Genomic DNA, 16,301 nt, shown 5'->3' on the forward strand with positions numbered 1-16,301 from the left:
TCAATCTTTGCGGCTCCGCAATTTGCCGAAGCTGGTTAATCGGGCGATTTCAGCGGGCTAGCTGGTAGCGTGCGTGATCGGCACCGATGAAGTCAGGAGAATTGACCGCAGTTTGCCCGGCCGTTTCACAAAATATTCACAGAATCACATCGGTGAGAGCCCGCGATGTCAGGTGACAATCCTGCGCTCTCTAAGGCATCATTTCCAAACTGGAACCAATGACACACGTTTAGGTTGTATTTGGGCTATATTGTGGCAAGAGCCTTGCCCGGATGGCCGGGTGAGTGAACTGATCTCGCAGGTTTTTACGCTTGTGGGAGAGTAACCATGTCAAATACGCCAGCGGCGACGATCATTTTGGGGTGCGACCCCGAAGTGACCCTCAATATCTATGAAGACGCCGGATCGCTTCTGTTTCTGCTCGATCAGCCCGAAGGTGCTGACGCGGTAGATATCGATGGGATATTCTTTGATCTGAACACCACGTCCAGCGTTGAAAGCCTTTCGGTTTATCCGTTCGTGGACACGGCACAGGTGACCGGTTTTGAGAATGTCATCGACTCGACGACCACGCTCAGCAATGGCGCCTCGGTGCCGCAAGCCTATGACGTGGGCGTGCAGTTCGGCTCCGTCCCCGGATCGACCGAGGGCGAGTTCAACGATGTCGGCTTCAACATCACAGCGACCGACGGCACGCCGCTGACCATCGACGATCTCGATCTGGACAACATCGCGCTTGTGGTCGATTCCGATACCGATGCTGGCAAGGTCTTGACCGTGGGTGGCGCGCCGGAGACGCTGCTCGAAGAGGACTTCGACGATATCCACGATCCCGACGACAGTGCGGCCATCGTCTCGGACGATCGGTGGGACGTGAAGAACGACCAGCTCTATACCGATGGCTACAATGACGGCAAACTGGTCTTTGCAAAGGTCGAGACGGACAAAGCCGTCGCGTTCAGCTTCGATATCCGCGCCGAGAATGCCCACGCCTTCGAGGACGGTGGCTGCTATGGCGATACCTTCCGGGTCGAAGTGAACATCGACGGGCAGGGCTGGGTTCTGCTGGACGAGTTCGTGGTGGACGAGCACACGAACACCTTCACCGGGTCCCTGACCGGCCAGACCTTTGGCGAGGACAGCACATCGCTGACCTATGACGTCGATGGTGCGGGCGACAGCGTTCAGTTCCGTTTTGACAACGACGCGACAAGCTCCGACGAGCAGTTCTATATCGACAACGTGACGATTCAGGCCGAGGGCGACGCTTGTCTGCCTCTGGATCTGTGCGACCCGGCGCCGAGCGAAGTGTTGATCGACGAAGACTTCGACGACATCTGCGATCCAGACGACAGCGCCGCGATCAAATCGGATGACGGTTGGGACGTGAAGTATGATCAGCTTTACACCGATGGCTGCAACGACGGCAAACTGCTCTTCGAGCAGGTCAGCACCGATGAACCTGTCGAGTTCGCCTTTGATATCCGCGCCGACAACGCCGACAAGTTCGAGGCCGACGGCTGCTATGGCGACTCGTTCAAGGTCGAGGTCAACATCGATGGCGAAGGTTGGGTTCTGCTGGACGAGTTCGTGGTGGACGAGCACACGAACACCTTCACCGGATCGCTGACCGGCCAGACCTTTGGCGAGGACAGCACCACGCTGACCTATAACGGCGGCGTGCTGGATACGGCCGATCAGTCTGTTCAGTTCCGGTTCGACAACGATGCCAGCGCGTCCGATGAGCGCTTCTACATCGACAACGTCACTCTCGAGACGAACCCAGACGGCTGCGCCCCTGTTGATGACGAGCCGGAGGACGATCTCGAGGATTGCTGGACCGACACGTCTGACGACGACGATGATGATGATTGTTGGTGGTGGTTCTGGTAAGAGTCAATCCCTTGCCGCGCCCGGCTAGGTCGGGCGCGGCAGAGTGAGATAGACGCTGTGTGACCAGACGCCCTCGATGCAGTAGGTGTTTTCCGCCGTGCCCGAGACCTGGAACCCCAGCGATTTCAAAAGGCCTGTCGACGCGTCATTGCGTGGGTCGACATCTGCCGTAAGCGCCTCCACGTCGAGGACGGACCAGAGGTAGGGGATGATGGCGCCCATCGCCTCGGAAACGAGCCCTTGTCGCCAAAAGTCCGGGTGCAGGATGAACCCGACTTCGTTCTCTTGGTAGTGCCCCGCGGTTCCAATGGCTTTTCCATCCTTCTCCAGAACGAAATAAGTCACGGGCGGTGTCGCCGCCGAGACAAGCATCCGGTCGAGATAGGCTTGGAAGGCGCTGGCGGAGGCGTAGGGCGCGCAGGACCAATAGCGCATGGCGTCCGGGTTGCTGTAGATCGTGAAGAGATCGTCCAGATCCGAAGCGGCGGGCGCTCGCAGCGTCAGACGCGGTGTCTTCAGAATTTTTGTCGGGCTTTGTGCCATTGCCCCCCTCGCATTTTTCGTTGCGCTCTGGGCGGTGTCGGACAGCGGAGGCCGCTTGTCTAGGGGCTTGTGTGGTCCGGACAGCGGGCAACGCCGTCCGGACCGGAGAGCTGTATCAGCCGCCGACGTCGTTGTAGCCGGTCACCGTGACGATCACCAAGGCCTCTGCGCCACCGTCGATGGCATAGCTGAATTCGGTCGTCGCGCTGTCGCGCAGGCCGAGATAGCCAAACTCGCCGTTGGCCGAGAAATTCACCGTGCCGTCGGCGTCGATGACCATGAGGCCACCATTGCTGCCGGTGACCACGGCGCCGATGTTGGCGGCGTCGCCATTCACGGCGGCAACGTCAGAGAGGTAGGGATCGGTGCCGGTGGTGTCGTTGAACAGGATCGTATCCGCGCCACCGTCCAGCAAATCGCCACCGTCGTCGAAGTTGTCGAGGTTGCCGACTGTCAGCGTATCGAGCACGGCGACGTTTTCCGGGGCAGGGGGCTCTTCCACGTCGGGGGCCGTGCCGCCGAGCTTGAGCGAGTCGTTGCGTGCTCCGTCGACTTCCCCGACGGAGGTCAGCCGCACGGCGAAATCCTGCAGCGCCACATCGGCCAGCGTCAGGGCCTCTGTGTCGTGGCTGATCACGAAGGTCGTGGTCTGGATGTCGTCCTTGGAAATGCCCTGCGTGCCGATCTGCACGCCGGCATCGAATTCGCCGTACTCGTTGAGCACTTCACCGTTGATGTTTACGCCTTGGCCCAGGTTGGTGACGTCATTCGCTTCGAACTGCGAGTCGGTGGCGTCCGTGCCCACGACGGAGAGGCCATCAGCCAAGCTGTCGTCCGCAAGGTCGAAGAACAGCCCCTGCAAGTCGCCTGTGTAGGTTCCGTCGAGGACGGTCACATCGAACTGAAGGTTGCCGCCGTCAACTTCGGTGATCGTCACCTCAACGTTGACGTCGCCTTCGATCGTGAAGGTCATGGTGCTCATGTCTGCCTAATCCTTGTGCCACTGTGTCTGAGACTTGAACCATCGGGATAGGAACTGATCTTGGCTCAATTGTGGAATGGATGGGGCAAACGTGTTGATTTCGTCTTAAGGCCGTCGCGATCGAAAAGGGCCGCACCATTTTCTGGTGCGGCCCTCTTGTTCAGCGGTTTTCGATATCGACGTAGTCGCGCCGCGTTTCGCCAAGATAGAGCTGGCGGGGGCGACCGATCTTGAGCTGTGGATCGGCAAGCTGTTCTTTCCACTGGGAAATCCAGCCCACGGTCCGAGCCAGCGCAAAGATCGGGGTGAACATCGAGGTCGGGAAGCCCATCGCTTCGAGGATGATGCCCGAGTAGAAATCGACGTTCGGGAACAGCTTCTTCTCGGCGAAATACGGATCTTCGAGCGCCTGACGCTCAAGCTCCTTTGCGACCTGCAGGATCGGGTTGTTGTCCACGCCGAGCAATTCGAGCACCTCGTCGGCGCTCTGCTTCATCACCTTGGCGCGTGGATCGAAGTTCTTGTAGACCCGGTGGCCAAAGCCCATCAGGCGATAGCTGTCGTTCTTGTCCTTGGCGCGGGCAATGAATTCGGGGATGCGGTCGACCGTGCCGATTTCCTTGAGCATCTCGAGACAGGCTTGGTTGGCGCCGCCATGTGCGGGCCCCCAGAGACAGGCGATACCGGCGGCGATACAGGCGAACGGGTTGGCACCCGACGACGAGGCCAGACGCACCGTCGAGGTCGAGGCGTTCTGCTCGTGATCGGCATGCAGCGTAAAGATCCGGTCCATCGCGCGGCTGAGGATCGGATTGGCCTGATATTCCTCTGCCGGGACGGAGAAGCACATGTTCAGGAAGTTGGACGCATAGTCGAGATCGTTGCGCGGATACACGAACGGCTGACCGATCGAGTATTTATACGCCATCGCCGCAATGGTCGGCATCTTGGCGATAAGCCGGATCGAGGCGACTTCGCGCTGGTGATCATCGTTGATGTCCGTGGAGTCGTGGTAGAACGCCGACATCGCACCGACCACGCCGACCATTGTGGCCATCGGGTGTGCATCGCGCCGGAAGCCACGGAAGAAGTTGTGCATCTGCTCGTGGATCATCGTGTGACGGGTCACGAGGGTTTCGAATTCCTCCAACTGGGTTGCCGAGGGCAGCTCGCCATAGAGAAGCAGGTAGCACACTTCGAGGTAGTGCGATTGCGAGGCCAGCTGGTCGATGGGGTAGCCCCGGTGCAGCAGCTCGCCCTTTTCGCCATCGATGAAGGTGATGGTGCTGTCGCAGGCGGCTGTCGACGTGAAGCCGGGATCGTAGGTGAACACATCTGCTTGCGCATAGAGCTTGCGGATGTCGATCACGTCTGGCCCGTTGGTTGGGGAATGGATGGGAAGTTCGGTAGTCACCCCATCAATGGTCAAGGTCGCGGTACGAGTGGTGTCGGCCATGGAATACTTCCCCTTCTGAGGTCCGTCGCGGCATGGGCCTGCGACGGGGGTTGCCTGTCGTCGTCGGCCTTCGGTACGCCACAAAAGTGACGAAACCGTTTTCAGCCGTCCGAAGCTTGCATCCGGGCCAGGGTTTCATCCCTGCCCAGGACAAGCATCATATCGAATACGCTGGGAGAGACGGATCGTCCTGCAAGTACGGCGCGGAGTGGCCCCGCCAGCTTGCCCAAACCAAGCCCGTGATTTGCGGCGATCGCCTTCACGGTCTCTTCCAATGTGTCGCGGTTCCAGCTAGCACTTTGCAACTGCGGCGTCAATTCGCTCAGTATACCACGGGATACATCGGTCAGTTGCGAAGCGGATTTCTCGTCCATCTCGATCGGGCGCGACGTCAGAACAAAGTGTGCTTTTTCAAGCAGTTCCGGCAGAGTCTTTGCCCGCTCCTTCAGGCAGTACATGGCGCGCTCCAGCCCGTCGGCCTGTTCCGCGGTCAAGGCAGGCGCACCGGTCGCCGCCAGATATGCCTGAATTTCATGCAGCAGCGCAGCATCCTCCGCGATGGCGATGTGCTGGCCGCAGAGGTTCTCCAGCTTCTTGGTATCGAACCGCGCGGGCGACTTGCCGATTCCGTCGAGATTGAACCATTCCCGCGCCTGAGCGTCGGTAAAAAACTCGTCGTCTCCGTGGCTCCAGCCAAGCCGCGTGAGATAGTTGCGCATGCCCGCAGCGGGGTAGCCCATTGCCCTGTATTCAGCGGCGCCGGTCGCGCCGTGCCGCTTTGATAGCTTCTTGCCGTCTGGCCCGAAAATCAAAGGGATATGGGCCATGACCGGAACATCCCACCCCATCGCCTTGTAGATCATTCCCTGACGGAAGGCGTTGGTCAGATGATCGTCGCCCCGGATCACGTGGGTGACGCCCATGTCGTGATCGTCGACGACGACCGCCAGCATATAGACCGGGGTGCCGTCCGAACGCAGAAGGATCATGTCGTCGAGCTGATCGTTCCCAAGCGTCACGCTGCCCTGAACCGCATCGTCGATCGTGGTGGTGCCGTCCTGCGGTGCCTTGATCCGGATCACGTAGGGCGCGTCGGGGTGATCGGACTCGTCCACGTCCCGCCAGGGCGAGCGGAACAGCGTCGAGCGGTTTTCGGCCCGGGCCGTTTCGCGGAACGCCTCGATTTCCTCTTGGGTCGAAAAGCACTTATAGGCCTTTCCCGCCGCCAGCATCTGGTGGGCGACCTCGGCGTGCCGCTCGGCCCGCGACGCTTGGCTCAGTGGCTCGCCGTCCCAATCCAGCCCAAGCCACGACAGGCCATCGAGGATCGCGGCGGTGTTTTCCGGCGTCGAGCGCGCCTTGTCGGTGTCTTCGATCCGGAGCATGAACGTGCCGCCGTTTGCCCGTGCAAACAACCAGTTGAACAGCGCGGTCCGCGCGCCTCCGATGTGCAGGGCCCCGGTGGGCGACGGGGCAAAGCGGGTGACGACGGGGGAGGAGGACATTGGAAATTAACCTTTCGTTCACCAAGCTCGGGCTAGGCTTCAGCCGTTGGGATACTCAAGGGCGGGTCATAGGACAAGTGCGGCTGACGGCTCTTTTCATAGAGACGAGCCTGAACCAACGGGGACACCTGTTTGGCTGGGTGCCTGTCTTTCTTGGGCTCGGCATCGGAGCCTACTTTGCCCTGCCGGTGGAGCCCGTCGCGCTGGACTTTGCGGTCATTGCCGTGATTGCGGCCGCAGCACTGGCCTCGATCCGGCCTTTGGGCGCTGTGCTCGGGCCGGTTGCCGTGGCCGTGGTGCTGACCTGCGCAGGCTTCGGGCTGACGGCGGCGAGAAGCCACGCAGTCGCCGCGCCGATCCTCGGGTTTCGATACTACGGTCCGATCGAGGGTCGCATTGTCGAGATTGACCGCTCCTCCTCCGACGCGATCCGTTTGACGTTGGATCAGGTCCGGCTTGACCGGATGTCTCCGGAGAGAACGCCCGCACGGGTCCGAGTCTCGCTTCATGGCGATCAAGGCTGGATCAACCCGGTGCCGGGATTGCGCGTAATGACCACGGGGCATCTGTCGCCGCCGAACGGTCCGGTGGAGCCGGGCGATTTCGATTTCCGGCGGATGGCGTGGTTCAGTGGCTTGGGCGGGGTCGGCTATACCCGCAATCCGGTTCTTGCGCTGGCGCCAGCCTCGGAGGGCAGGGCGGGACTGGCGGTGGACCGTATGCGCACGGTCCTATCCCGCGCCTTGCAGGAGCGGGTGGACGGCGACGCGGGCGGCTATGCGGCGGCGGTGATGACGGGCGACAGGTCAGGATTGAGCCAAGAGGCCAATGACAATATGCGAGCGTCGAACCTCTATCACCTCGTCTCGATCAGCGGGATGCATATGGGGATGCTTGCCGCGTTCGTCTTTGCAGTGGTACGCACCGGGGTAGCCCTGATCCCGCCACTCGCGTTGCGGTTCTCGGCCAAGAAAATCGCGGCGCTGGTCGCGCTGCCGGCGGCCGCGTTTTACCTCGCGCTTGCCGGGCGTGATGTGCCGACCGAGCGGGCCTTTGTTATGGTCGCGGTGATGTTGGTGGCGGTGCTTCTGGACAGACAGGCGCTGACCCTCAGGTCGGTCGCCATTGCGGCGCTGATCGTGTTGGGCTTTCGGCCCGAAAGCCTGACAAATCCCGGATTTCAAATGTCTTTTGCGGCGGTCGTCGCACTGATCTTTGCGTTCAGCAGGATGCCGCACCCGTCGGGAGATCGGCCATTGTGGAAGCGAGCGAGCCTGCCCGTCCTAATGCTGCTATTCTCATCGCTTGTGGCGGGAACGGCAACGGCCCCCTATGCGGCGGCCCATTTCAACCGGATCGCGCATTACGGGCTGATCGCCAACCTCCTTGCTGTGCCGCCCATGGGGTCGCTGGTGATGCCCGGTGGGGTCATTTTGGCCGTTTTGGGCCCGATTGGTTTGGAGCAGCCTGCCTTGTGGATGATCGACTATGGCTCGCGGTGGATTCTGTTCGTGGCCGATCAAGTGGCAAGCACCGACGGCGCAATGTCTGCCGTGCCCAAGCCGCCCGATGCGGTCTTGCCGCTTATGACGCTGGGGCTGCTGTTCATCGTGCTGTGGCAGGGATGGTCACGGCTGGCTGGGCTGGTGCCCGTCGCCGTGGCGCTATGGCTGTGGATTGGGGCAGAGCGTCCGGCGCTGCTGATCGCGGACTCGGGGGCCTTGGTCGGGCTGATGACGGCCGAGGGACGGGTGCTGTCCAAAGCGCGGGGCGATAGCTTCGCCGCCGAAAACTGGCTGGAAAATGACGGGGTGATGATCTCGCAAGAGCGCGCGTCCTCTATCGCGGGGTTGGATCGCGAGGGCAGAGTAACGCGGCTGGCACTCGGAGGGGTGCAGGTCGTGCAGGTGTCGGGGAAAACGGCACTGGCTGCGTTGGGCGGGTGTGGCGGTGCGGATGTTCTGATCTCGAATGTCGCGGTGGAGCAGGACCTGCCTTGCGATGTTTATGACATGATCCGACTGCGCGACACGGGCGCACTGTCCGCCAGCGTTCAGGACGGGGCGCTGCGGATCACGACGGTCAGAGACGCCTCCGGCGCGCGATTGTGGCACGGGGCCAGCGACAGTCCCGGTGTTCTGGGCTGGCTGTTCGGGGACATCCTAGCCCCCGAAGCCCCTGAAACTCAGTAAGTGCGGATAAGGCCCACCAATTTGCCCTGCACGCGCACCTGATCGTCACGGTAAACCCGTGTCTCGTAGGCGGGGTTCGCGGCTTCAAGTGCGATCATGCCGTTCTGGCGGCGGAACCGTTTCAGCGTGGCTTCCTGTTCGTGGACCAGAGCGACCACGATATCGCCGGTCTCGGCGGTCGAGGTCTCCCGGATCACCACGACGTCGCCATCGTTGATGCCCGCGTCGATCATTGAATCGCCATTCACCTCCAACGCGTAGTGCTCACCCGATCCGAGCATGGATTGCGGCACGGCCACATTATGCGACACCTCGGAAATCGCTTCGATCGGAACACCGGCAGCGATACGACCCATGACGGGCAATTCCACTGCGCCGAGCGATTCTACGTTCATTGCACCGCGTGGTTTGGGCGCAGTTGGCTTGTCGCCTTCGATCACACGAGGTGAAAAATTCGACGATTTCTCCTTTGCACGATCCTTGGTGATCATGGCATCGGGCAGCTTCACGATCTCGAGCGCCCGGGCCCGATGTGCGAGCCGCCGGATGAAGCCGCGTTCCTCCAAAGCGGTGATCAACCTGTGAATCCCGGATTTGGACCGCAGGTCGAGCGCTTCTTTCATTTCGTCAAACGACGGTGGCACCCCGTCGCGCTGCACGCGTTTGTGGATGAACTCCAGAAGATCGAGCTGTTTCTTTGTCAGCATTGGCGCCTCTCAATGGTGCAAGTTTTCCCATTGTTCTACGCATGTTCCTGTTTTGTGTCAACGCGGATGTCAGGTGGGCAGGACGGTGACGGCGGCACCTGCGGGCTGGGCCGCGTCGCCTGCGGGCCGGATCAGCAGGCAGTTCGCCTCGCTGAGAACGGTCAGCAGCGAGCTGTCCTGACGGTCGAAGGCCGTGACTTCGCGGCCATTCGTGCCTTCATGCATCCGCGCCCGCATGTAGTGCGCCCTCGGCCCGTTGGCACCGACAGGCGCGGCGAGACGGGCGGTCAACGGTGCGGGAAGAACGTCGCTTTCTCCGAGCATCTGTCGGATCATCGGGACGAGGAACAGATAGCCGCAGACGATGGCGGACACCGGGTTTCCCGGCAGCCCCAGATAGGGGCGTCCCTCTCCAAATTGCCCTGCAATCAAGGGTTTGCCGGGGCGCATGGCGATTTTGTAGAAGGACTGCTCCAGACCCAGCCGCGCGCCGACCTTTGCCACGAGGTCGTGGTCCCCGACCGAAGCCCCACCGATGGTGACGGCCAGATCGGCAAACCGCATGTCTTCCATGATCGCTTGCAGCGCATCTTCGCGGTCCGGCGCGATCGGCATGATCGTGGCCTCGCCGCCGGCGGCTTCGATCATCGCTTTGAGTGCGAAAACATTCGAGGCGATGATCTGATCGGGACCCGGATTGCCGCCGGGCATGACGAGTTCATCCCCGGTGGCCAGCAGCGCCACCTTGGGGCGCATCCGCACCGTTGCCTCCGGCACGTTCATCGCGGCCAAGAGCGCCAGTTCGGCAGGCCCGAGCCTGCGCGGGGCGGTCAGGCTGTGGTCCATCCCGAAATCCGCGCCGAGGGGACGGATGTTGGGCCCGTTCCCCAAGCTCGGCAAGAGGGTGATCCGGTCGCCGTCGCGCGACACGTCCTCTTGGATGACGACCTGATGGGCTCCCTCCGGCACCGGGGCGCCGGTAAAGATCCGGGCGGCCTGACCGGGCTTCAATGCGCCGCCCCATGCATGGCCTGCGGCGGCTTCCGCGACGACTTCGAAGCTGTCGCCGGGGGCGACCGAGGTGGCGGCGACGGCGTAGCCGTCCATTGCGGAGGCAGAGAACGGTGGCTGCGCCCGGGTGGCCCTGGCCGGTGCCGACAGCACCCGCCCGGCGGCATCGGCCAAAGGCACCTGTTCAGAGGGCAGCGACACCTCCGCCGCGAGAGCGAGGCATCTGGCCTGCGCCTCGGCAACCGTTATCACGGCGTGGCCTCGAACCGCCCGGATTTGCCGCCGTCTTTCAGCGTGACCCGGATGCCGCCGATTTCCATCGTCTTTTCAACGGCTTTGAGCATGTCGTAGACGGTGAGGGCGGCGGCGGAGACCGCGGTAAGCGCTTCCATTTCGACGCCGGTCTGGCCTGTAGTCTTGACCGTCGCGCTGATCCGCACGCCGGGCAGAGCCTCATCCGGGGTCAGTTCGAGGCTGACCTTGGTGATCGGCAGGGGATGACAAAGAGGGATCAGATCGGCGGTCTTCTTGGCGGCCATGATGCCTGCCAGACGGGCGATGCCCAAGACGTCGCCCTTTTTCGCGGTGCCGGCGGTCACATGGGCCAGCGTCTCCGGGGTCATCACGACATGCCCCTCGGCCACGGCAATGCGCGAGGTTACGGCCTTGTCCGACACATCGACCATATGGGCCTGGCCCGCGGAGTCGAAGTGGCTGAGGCTCATCCGCCCGTTCCCAAGAGTGGCCGGGCGAGCAGGTCGCGGGTTGCCTGGGTGACGTCGGGCTGCCGCATCAGGCTTTCCCCGATCAGGAAGGTGCGCGCGCCATACGCCGCCAGATCGGCCAGATCCTCGGGCGTGGTCAGCCCGCTTTCCGCGACGATGATCCGGTCGGTGGGGACCACGCGGGCAAGCTCGCGGGTGGTGTCGAGCGTCACCTCGAATGTCTTGAGGTTGCGGTTGTTGATCCCGATGAGCGGCGACTTGAGGTTGATGGCCCGGTCGAGCTCGGCCCGGTCGTGGACCTCAATCAGAACATCCATGCCGTAGCTTATCGCGGCGTCCTCGAGTTCGATCGCCTGAGCGTCCGAGACCGAGGCCATGATGATCAGGATGCAGTCGGCGTGAAGCGCGCGTGCCTCGGCCACCTGATAGGTGTCATACATGAAATCCTTGCGCAGCGCCGGCAGGGAGGTGGCCTGCCGTGCCGCCGTCAGAAAGGACTTCTCACCCTGGAAGGACGGGGTGTCGGTCAGCACGGAGAGGCAAGTCGCGCCACCGGCCTCGTAGGCCTGCGCCAAGCTGGGCGGATCGAAGTCCGCACGGATCAAGCCTTTGGACGGGCTGGCCTTTTTGATCTCGGCGATCAAGCCGTAGCCGGTTTTGCCGGCCTCGATCAGGCTGTCAGCAAAGCCGCGTGGAGCGGGCGCTTCGGCGGCGGCGGCCTCAACATCTGCCAAAGGGACCGCGGCCTTGGCGGCGGCGACCTCTTGCAGCTTGTAGGCTTTGATTTTGTCGAGAATATCCATGCCGCGTTCTTAGCGCCGCGCGGGGAGGTTGGAAAGAGGCGGATCACGCGGTAGGCGGGATCATCACCTGTTCGGGATGGTGCGGATGCGACAGCACGTCGATCGTCGCACCAGGGTGGAATGTGCCGTCGTCAGCCCGCAACGGCAGCGCCTTGACCGAGCGCCCGTCGGGGAGGGTCAGGCTGAGGATGGTCCAGCCGTTTTGCTTGGTGATGCCGGTGACGGTGGCCTTCACGGTGCCGCCCGTGGTCTTGAATCGGTGCACCTTGGCCGCATGAGTCCAGATGAGACCGCCCAGAAGGCCGGCACAGACCAGCATACCGAGCCCGACCCAGCCGGCCGCGTTGCTGTTGGATTGCGTGCCACCGGGCTCAAGCTCGATCCGCTCCGGATCGTCGGGCAGATAGCGCACCCAGACCCTGTCTCCGGTATCGACCCGCTCATAATAGCTGCGGTCGACGAAATGTTCGACCTGCTGGATTTCGAGCGTGTCCTCCAGCGCCGACCCGGTCGGAAACATGACGGTGACGTAGTAGTTCGCACTCACCCGTGCGACGGTGCCGGACCCGGTGCTGGTGGTCGCGGGGCGCATGACGCGGCGGGTGTCGACGATGGTGGCCTCGGCTTCGATGCCGCGTCGTTCCATCTGGCGGGCGTCGGATCCTATGGCGATCCAGGCAAAGAACGCAAGTGCCGCCATTGCCAAGGGAATCAGGGCGATCCAGCCTTTGTGTTTCCAGAAATCCGTCAGCATCGGAACCCTCGTTTGCCAGGAATGTTGGCCGAAGGCACAGGATTGGTCAACGCTCGGGCATCGTATGGGCCGATCCGCCACCGCGCAGGGCCAAGGTGGTGAGAGGTGGAAACGGCAGCGGCTCCGGGCAACGACAGGGGCGGAGATCAACCGCCTGTCGTGACCCGTGCCAATGCTTCGATCGCCCGCTTGGCGGCCCCGGAATTGATGCTCTCACGACCCAGAGCGACGCCCTCACGCAGGCTCTCGACCTTGCCGGCCACCAACAGGGCCGCCGCGGCATTGAGCAGCACCGCGTCGCGGTAGGCGCTTTCAGCGCCATCGAGCAGGGCGCGGAAGGCGATGCCGTTGTCTTCGGGGGTGCCGCCGAGGATCGCCTCGAACGGATGCACCGGCAGGCCCGCATCTTCGGGGTGCACTTCGCGCATGGCGATCATGCCGGACGACAGTGCCGCCACCCATGACACCCCGGTGATCGTCAATTCGTCGGTGCCGTCAGAACCGTGGACGAGCCACGCCGCCTCGGAGCCGAGCGCGTTCAGCGTTTGCGCCATCGGCGTGATCAGATCCCGGCTGAACGCGCCCGAAAGCTGCCGCTTGACCCCGGCCGGGTTGGTCAGCGGTCCGAGAATGTTGAATATCGTGCGGGTGCCAAGTTCGGCGCGGGTCGGCATCACATGCTTGATCGCAGGATGGTGCATCGGCGCCATCATGAAGCCGATGCCTGCCTCTTTGAGCGCCCGCTCCACCACGGCCGGCCCGACCATCACATCGACGCCCATCTGGCCAAGGGCATCGGCGGCCCCTGATTTGGAGCTGAGGTTGCGGTTGCCATGTTTGGCCACCGGCACACCGGCGCCCGCCACGACAAAGGCGGTGGCGGTAGAGATGTTGAGAGTGCCCTTGCCGTCGCCGCCGGTGCCGACGATGTCGATGGCGCCATCGGGGGCCTTCACCGGGTTGCACTTGGCGCGCATCACGGCGGCAGCGGCGGCGTATTCCTCGACCGTCTCGCCACGGGTGCGCAGGGCCATCAAAAGGCCACCGATCTGGCTCGGCGTGGCGTCGCCCTCGAACAGGATCTCAAAGGCCGCTTCGGCCTGCTCTCTGGTCAGCGGGCCTTCGGCGGCGGCGTGGATCAGCGGCTTGAGGGCGTCGCTCATGCCGCCACCGGGACCGTCTTGAGGAAATTGTCCAACAGCGTGTGTCCATGCTCGGAGCGGATGCTCTCGGGGTGAAACTGCACGCCGTGGATCGGCAACTCGCGGTGTTGCAGGCCCATGATGGTGCCGTCGTCCAGCTCTGCGGTGACTTCAAGGCAGTCGGGCAGGCTGTCCCGCTCGACGACCAGACTGTGATAGCGGGTTGCCTTGAGCGGGCTTGGCAGGCCCGCGAACAGGCCCTTGCCGGTGTGGTGCATGTCGCCCAGCTTGCCATGCACGATCTCGTGGCAGCGCACGACCTTGCCGCCGAATGCCTCGCCAATGGTCTGATGGCCGAGGCAGACGCCCAAGAGCGGGGTCCGCGTCTCGGCGGCCGCCGACGTCAATGCCAGACAGATGCCGGCCCGCGCCGGATCGCAAGGGCCGGGGGACAACACGATGCCCGACGGGCGCAGCGCCATGGCGGCCTGCACATCCAGCGCATCGTTGCGGTGAACCGCGACCTCGGCCCCCAACTCTCCCAGATAATGGACGAGGTTGTAGGTAAAGCTGTCGTAATTGTCGATCAGAAGCAGCATCTTGTTGCCCTTGGCCAAATTGGGGGCTACCGCCCGGGCAGGCCCTGACGGTATAGTTGCGGCCATTCATGGGCTGCAAGCGCCCGGCCCGTCAAGGTCCGGTCCGCAGTCTGAGGCCTGAGCAGGGCGCAAAAGGCAAAGAAAAAGAGGCGGGACACGTGTTTCGAGGATTTTTTTCGGGCGGGTTGTTGGGGCTGATGGTCTCGGGATTGGCATTGGGCACAGCGTCACTGGTGGGCGAACAGCCCGCAGGGGACAGGCCGCCGATGTCGCCCCAGGTCAATGCACCGGGCTTGGCCGAAGGCAGTGGCGAGATCATTGGCGGCGGTTCTGACGCGGTGCCGGGTGGTGCGGTGGATCCCGGCGGTGCGCCGGCGCCCTCCGAGACGCCGGAAGTTGCGATGCCGGACGTCGATCCGGCCTTGCCGGCTGCGGACACCGCCTCGCCAGTGGCGCCCTCGGCAGACGACGAGGGGCAAGACCTTGCCGCGCCCGCACCGGCGGTCTCTGCCCCGGATGTGATTGCCGGGGCCGAGGCGCCTGTCCTGCCCAACCCCTTGGCCCGCGCGCCAGAGCCACCCGTGGCCGAGGCTCTTGTGGAAGTGCCCTCCGATCCGGTGGCCCCTCCGCCCAGCGACACGCCGCCAGAGCAACCGCTTGCCGCGCCCGAGAGCGCCACCCCGGACGCGACCGTCGTTCTCGTCGAACCGGAGCCGGCCGAGCCAGCCCCGGTCATCGTCGAGATCGCCCCCAACCCCGCGCCGGAGACGGTGCCCGAGACTGTCGCGACGACCGATCCAGAGCCCGCCGACAGGCCGCAGGCCGAGACGGAAAGTCCGACGGATCAACCGCTTGCCGCGGATGCGGGTGCGCCGTTGGTGGTGCCCGGGGCGAATACCGCGACGGCCCCCGACGTCTCGGCGGAGGCCCCTCGGATGGCGGAACCGACCACTGAGGAAGCCGCCCCCGAATCGGTCGCGGACCTTTCGCCAGAGCCGGTGACCGAACCACCGACTGAACCCCAGACCGAAACTCCGACCGAACCGGCCGCTCCGAGGATTGCCTTGCAGGGCGACGGTTCCAATTTGCCCGGCGGCACCGACGCGGTGCGCGTGATCCGCCCAGGCAGCGCACCTGCGGAACCGGTAGAGGAGGCCGCAGAGCCGGCTCCTGACGCGGCCCCCGACGAAGACGCGCCGGCGCTCGAACGCTATGCGTCGAGCTACGAGAACCCGGAGAACAAGCCCCTGATGTCGATCATACTGATCGACGATGGCAGTCTCGGTGGCGGGGCTGTCGCCGCCGTCAATGCGGTGCCGTTTCCGGTGACGATCGCGCTGGATGCGCTGTCCGAGGACGCGGCGGCGAAGATGTCTGCCTATCGCGCCGCGGGCATCGAAGTCATGGCAGTAGCGGCCGTGCCCGAGGGCGCTTTGCCCTCGGATGTGGAGATCACTCTGGAGGCTGCCTTCGCGGCCTTGCCCGAGAGCATCGCTCTGCTGGATGTGGGCGCGGGCGGGCTGCAATCCGATCGCGGCGTGACCGAGCAGGCGATGGCCCGGCTGGCGCAGGATGGTCGCGGATTTGTGACGCAATCCCAGGGTCTTAACATGGCGCTCCGCAGTGCCGAGGCGGTGGATGTTGCGGCAGCCGTGATCTACCGGGACCTCGATTCCGAGGATCAGGATGCGCGTGTCATCCGGCGGTTCCTCGATCAGGCGGCATTCCGTGCCCGCCAGCAGAGCGGTGTCGTATTGGTGGGGCGGGTCCGTGCCGACACGATTTCGGCGCTCAGCCTTTGGGGCACGGCGAACCGGGCAGGGCAGGTGACGCTTGCGCCTGTCTCGGCAACTCTTCTCGGGGCCGAATAGGGCGGCGCGACTCACTTCGTTCACGTGCCTGATCGGAGAATTCGGCGTTCGGTATGCCGTCGGTATCGCGTCGGTATGGCGTAGGTGCCATGGTCCGGCGCCGGTGTCCGGTCGAGAG

General features: G+C 63.5%; 14 protein-coding genes. 3 read left to right on the plus strand and 11 right to left on the minus strand.

The window, feature by feature from the left end; genetic code table 11:
- The first annotated feature begins 327 nt into the window (after positions 1–327).
- The gene (locus LOM8899_RS10395) at positions 328–1,893 is read left to right on the plus strand and encodes a hypothetical protein (protein ID WP_093992135.1); all 1,566 of its coding nucleotides are present in this window, start codon (positions 328–330) and stop codon (positions 1,891–1,893) included.
- Between the two features lie 24 nt (positions 1,894–1,917).
- On the opposite strand, the gene LOM8899_RS10400 is transcribed toward LOM8899_RS10395, so the two are convergent.
- The 4 genes from LOM8899_RS10400 to gltX all read right to left on the minus strand — a co-directional run bounded on the left by LOM8899_RS10400 (position 1,918) and on the right by gltX (position 6,379).
- Complete coding sequence (locus LOM8899_RS10400; RefSeq protein ID WP_093992136.1) at positions 1,918–2,436, minus strand: GNAT family N-acetyltransferase; 519 nt, start codon at positions 2,434–2,436, stop codon at positions 1,918–1,920.
- Between the two features lie 115 nt (positions 2,437–2,551).
- Positions 2,552–3,418: a hypothetical protein gene (locus LOM8899_RS10405; protein WP_093992137.1), complete on the minus strand. Its 867-nt coding sequence runs from the start codon at positions 3,416–3,418 to the stop codon at positions 2,552–2,554.
- Between the two features lie 160 nt (positions 3,419–3,578).
- Entirely contained in the window at positions 3,579–4,874 is a 1,296-nt protein-coding gene (locus LOM8899_RS10410) for a citrate synthase (protein ID WP_093992138.1), read from the minus strand.
- 101 nt (positions 4,875–4,975) lie between these two features.
- Positions 4,976–6,379, minus strand: coding sequence for a glutamate--tRNA ligase (gene gltX, locus LOM8899_RS10415; protein WP_093992139.1), 1,404 nt, complete (start codon positions 6,377–6,379; stop codon positions 4,976–4,978).
- Between gltX and LOM8899_RS10420 the strand changes: the two genes are divergently transcribed.
- A complete protein-coding gene (locus LOM8899_RS10420; RefSeq protein ID WP_245820497.1) occupies positions 6,379–8,571 on the plus strand; it encodes a ComEC/Rec2 family competence protein in 2,193 nt (730 codons plus the stop codon). The two genes, gltX and LOM8899_RS10420, sit on opposite strands and share 1 nt — an antisense overlap.
- On the opposite strand, the gene lexA is transcribed toward LOM8899_RS10420, so the two are convergent.
- The 7 genes from lexA to LOM8899_RS10455 form a co-directional block, all read right to left on the minus strand.
- Complete coding sequence (gene lexA, locus LOM8899_RS10425; protein ID WP_093992141.1) at positions 8,565–9,278, minus strand: transcriptional repressor LexA; 714 nt, start codon at positions 9,276–9,278, stop codon at positions 8,565–8,567. The genes LOM8899_RS10420 and lexA overlap by 7 nt on opposite strands.
- A gap of 69 nt (positions 9,279–9,347) precedes the next feature.
- Positions 9,348–10,541 (minus strand): molybdopterin molybdotransferase MoeA, encoded by a 1,194-nt coding sequence (locus tag LOM8899_RS10430; RefSeq protein WP_093992142.1) that lies wholly within the window; start codon positions 10,539–10,541, stop codon positions 9,348–9,350.
- The gene (moaC, locus tag LOM8899_RS10435; RefSeq protein WP_093992143.1) at positions 10,538–11,014 is read right to left on the minus strand and encodes a cyclic pyranopterin monophosphate synthase MoaC; all 477 of its coding nucleotides are present in this window, start codon (positions 11,012–11,014) and stop codon (positions 10,538–10,540) included. Before moaC ends, LOM8899_RS10430 begins: the two co-directional genes overlap by 4 nt.
- Positions 11,011–11,817 carry an indole-3-glycerol phosphate synthase TrpC gene (gene trpC / locus LOM8899_RS10440; RefSeq protein ID WP_093992144.1) on the minus strand — a complete coding sequence of 269 codons (807 nt, stop codon included), beginning with the start codon at positions 11,815–11,817 and terminating at the stop codon, positions 11,011–11,013. Before trpC ends, moaC begins: the two co-directional genes overlap by 4 nt.
- A gap of 43 nt (positions 11,818–11,860) precedes the next feature.
- Complete coding sequence (locus tag LOM8899_RS10445) at positions 11,861–12,571, minus strand: DUF3592 domain-containing protein (protein ID WP_093992145.1); 711 nt, start codon at positions 12,569–12,571, stop codon at positions 11,861–11,863.
- Between the two features lie 146 nt (positions 12,572–12,717).
- Positions 12,718–13,734 (minus strand): anthranilate phosphoribosyltransferase, encoded by a 1,017-nt coding sequence (trpD, locus tag LOM8899_RS10450; RefSeq protein WP_093992146.1) that lies wholly within the window; start codon positions 13,732–13,734, stop codon positions 12,718–12,720.
- Entirely contained in the window at positions 13,731–14,312 is a 582-nt protein-coding gene (locus LOM8899_RS10455; protein ID WP_093992147.1) for an anthranilate synthase component II, read from the minus strand. Before LOM8899_RS10455 ends, trpD begins: the two co-directional genes overlap by 4 nt.
- A 158-nt stretch (positions 14,313–14,470) precedes the next feature.
- Here LOM8899_RS10455 and LOM8899_RS10460 point away from each other — a divergent pair, with 158 nt between their 5' ends.
- A complete protein-coding gene (locus tag LOM8899_RS10460) occupies positions 14,471–16,183 on the plus strand; it encodes a polysaccharide deacteylase family 2 protein (protein WP_133065009.1) in 1,713 nt (570 codons plus the stop codon).
- Positions 16,184–16,301: the final 118 nt, after the last annotated feature.

This window comes from Flavimaricola marinus (genome assembly GCF_900184895.1).
GTDB lineage: Bacteria > Pseudomonadota > Alphaproteobacteria > Rhodobacterales > Rhodobacteraceae > Flavimaricola > Flavimaricola marinus.

What these genes read in the sequence shown, in the direction of transcription:
- LOM8899_RS10395 (WP_093992135.1), top strand. Translation starts at nt 328, where the DNA reads ATGTCAAATACGCCAGCGGCGACGATCATTTTGGGGTGCGACCCCGAA.
- LOM8899_RS10400 (WP_093992136.1), bottom strand. Translation starts at nt 2,436, where the DNA reads ATGGCACAAAGCCCGACAAAAATTCTGAAGACACCGCGTCTGACGCTG.
- LOM8899_RS10405 (WP_093992137.1), bottom strand. Translation starts at nt 3,418, where the DNA reads ATGAGCACCATGACCTTCACGATCGAAGGCGACGTCAACGTTGAGGTG.
- LOM8899_RS10410 (WP_093992138.1), bottom strand. Translation starts at nt 4,874, where the DNA reads ATGGCCGACACCACTCGTACCGCGACCTTGACCATTGATGGGGTGACT.
- gltX (WP_093992139.1), bottom strand. Translation starts at nt 6,379, where the DNA reads ATGTCCTCCTCCCCCGTCGTCACCCGCTTTGCCCCGTCGCCCACCGGG.
- lexA (WP_093992141.1), bottom strand. Translation starts at nt 9,278, where the DNA reads ATGCTGACAAAGAAACAGCTCGATCTTCTGGAGTTCATCCACAAACGC.
- moaC (WP_093992143.1), bottom strand. Translation starts at nt 11,014, where the DNA reads ATGAGCCTCAGCCACTTCGACTCCGCGGGCCAGGCCCATATGGTCGAT.
- trpC (WP_093992144.1), bottom strand. Translation starts at nt 11,817, where the DNA reads ATGGATATTCTCGACAAAATCAAAGCCTACAAGCTGCAAGAGGTCGCC.
- LOM8899_RS10445 (WP_093992145.1), bottom strand. Translation starts at nt 12,571, where the DNA reads ATGCTGACGGATTTCTGGAAACACAAAGGCTGGATCGCCCTGATTCCC.
- trpD (WP_093992146.1), bottom strand. Translation starts at nt 13,734, where the DNA reads ATGAGCGACGCCCTCAAGCCGCTGATCCACGCCGCCGCCGAAGGCCCG.
- LOM8899_RS10455 (WP_093992147.1), bottom strand. Translation starts at nt 14,312, where the DNA reads ATGCTGCTTCTGATCGACAATTACGACAGCTTTACCTACAACCTCGTC.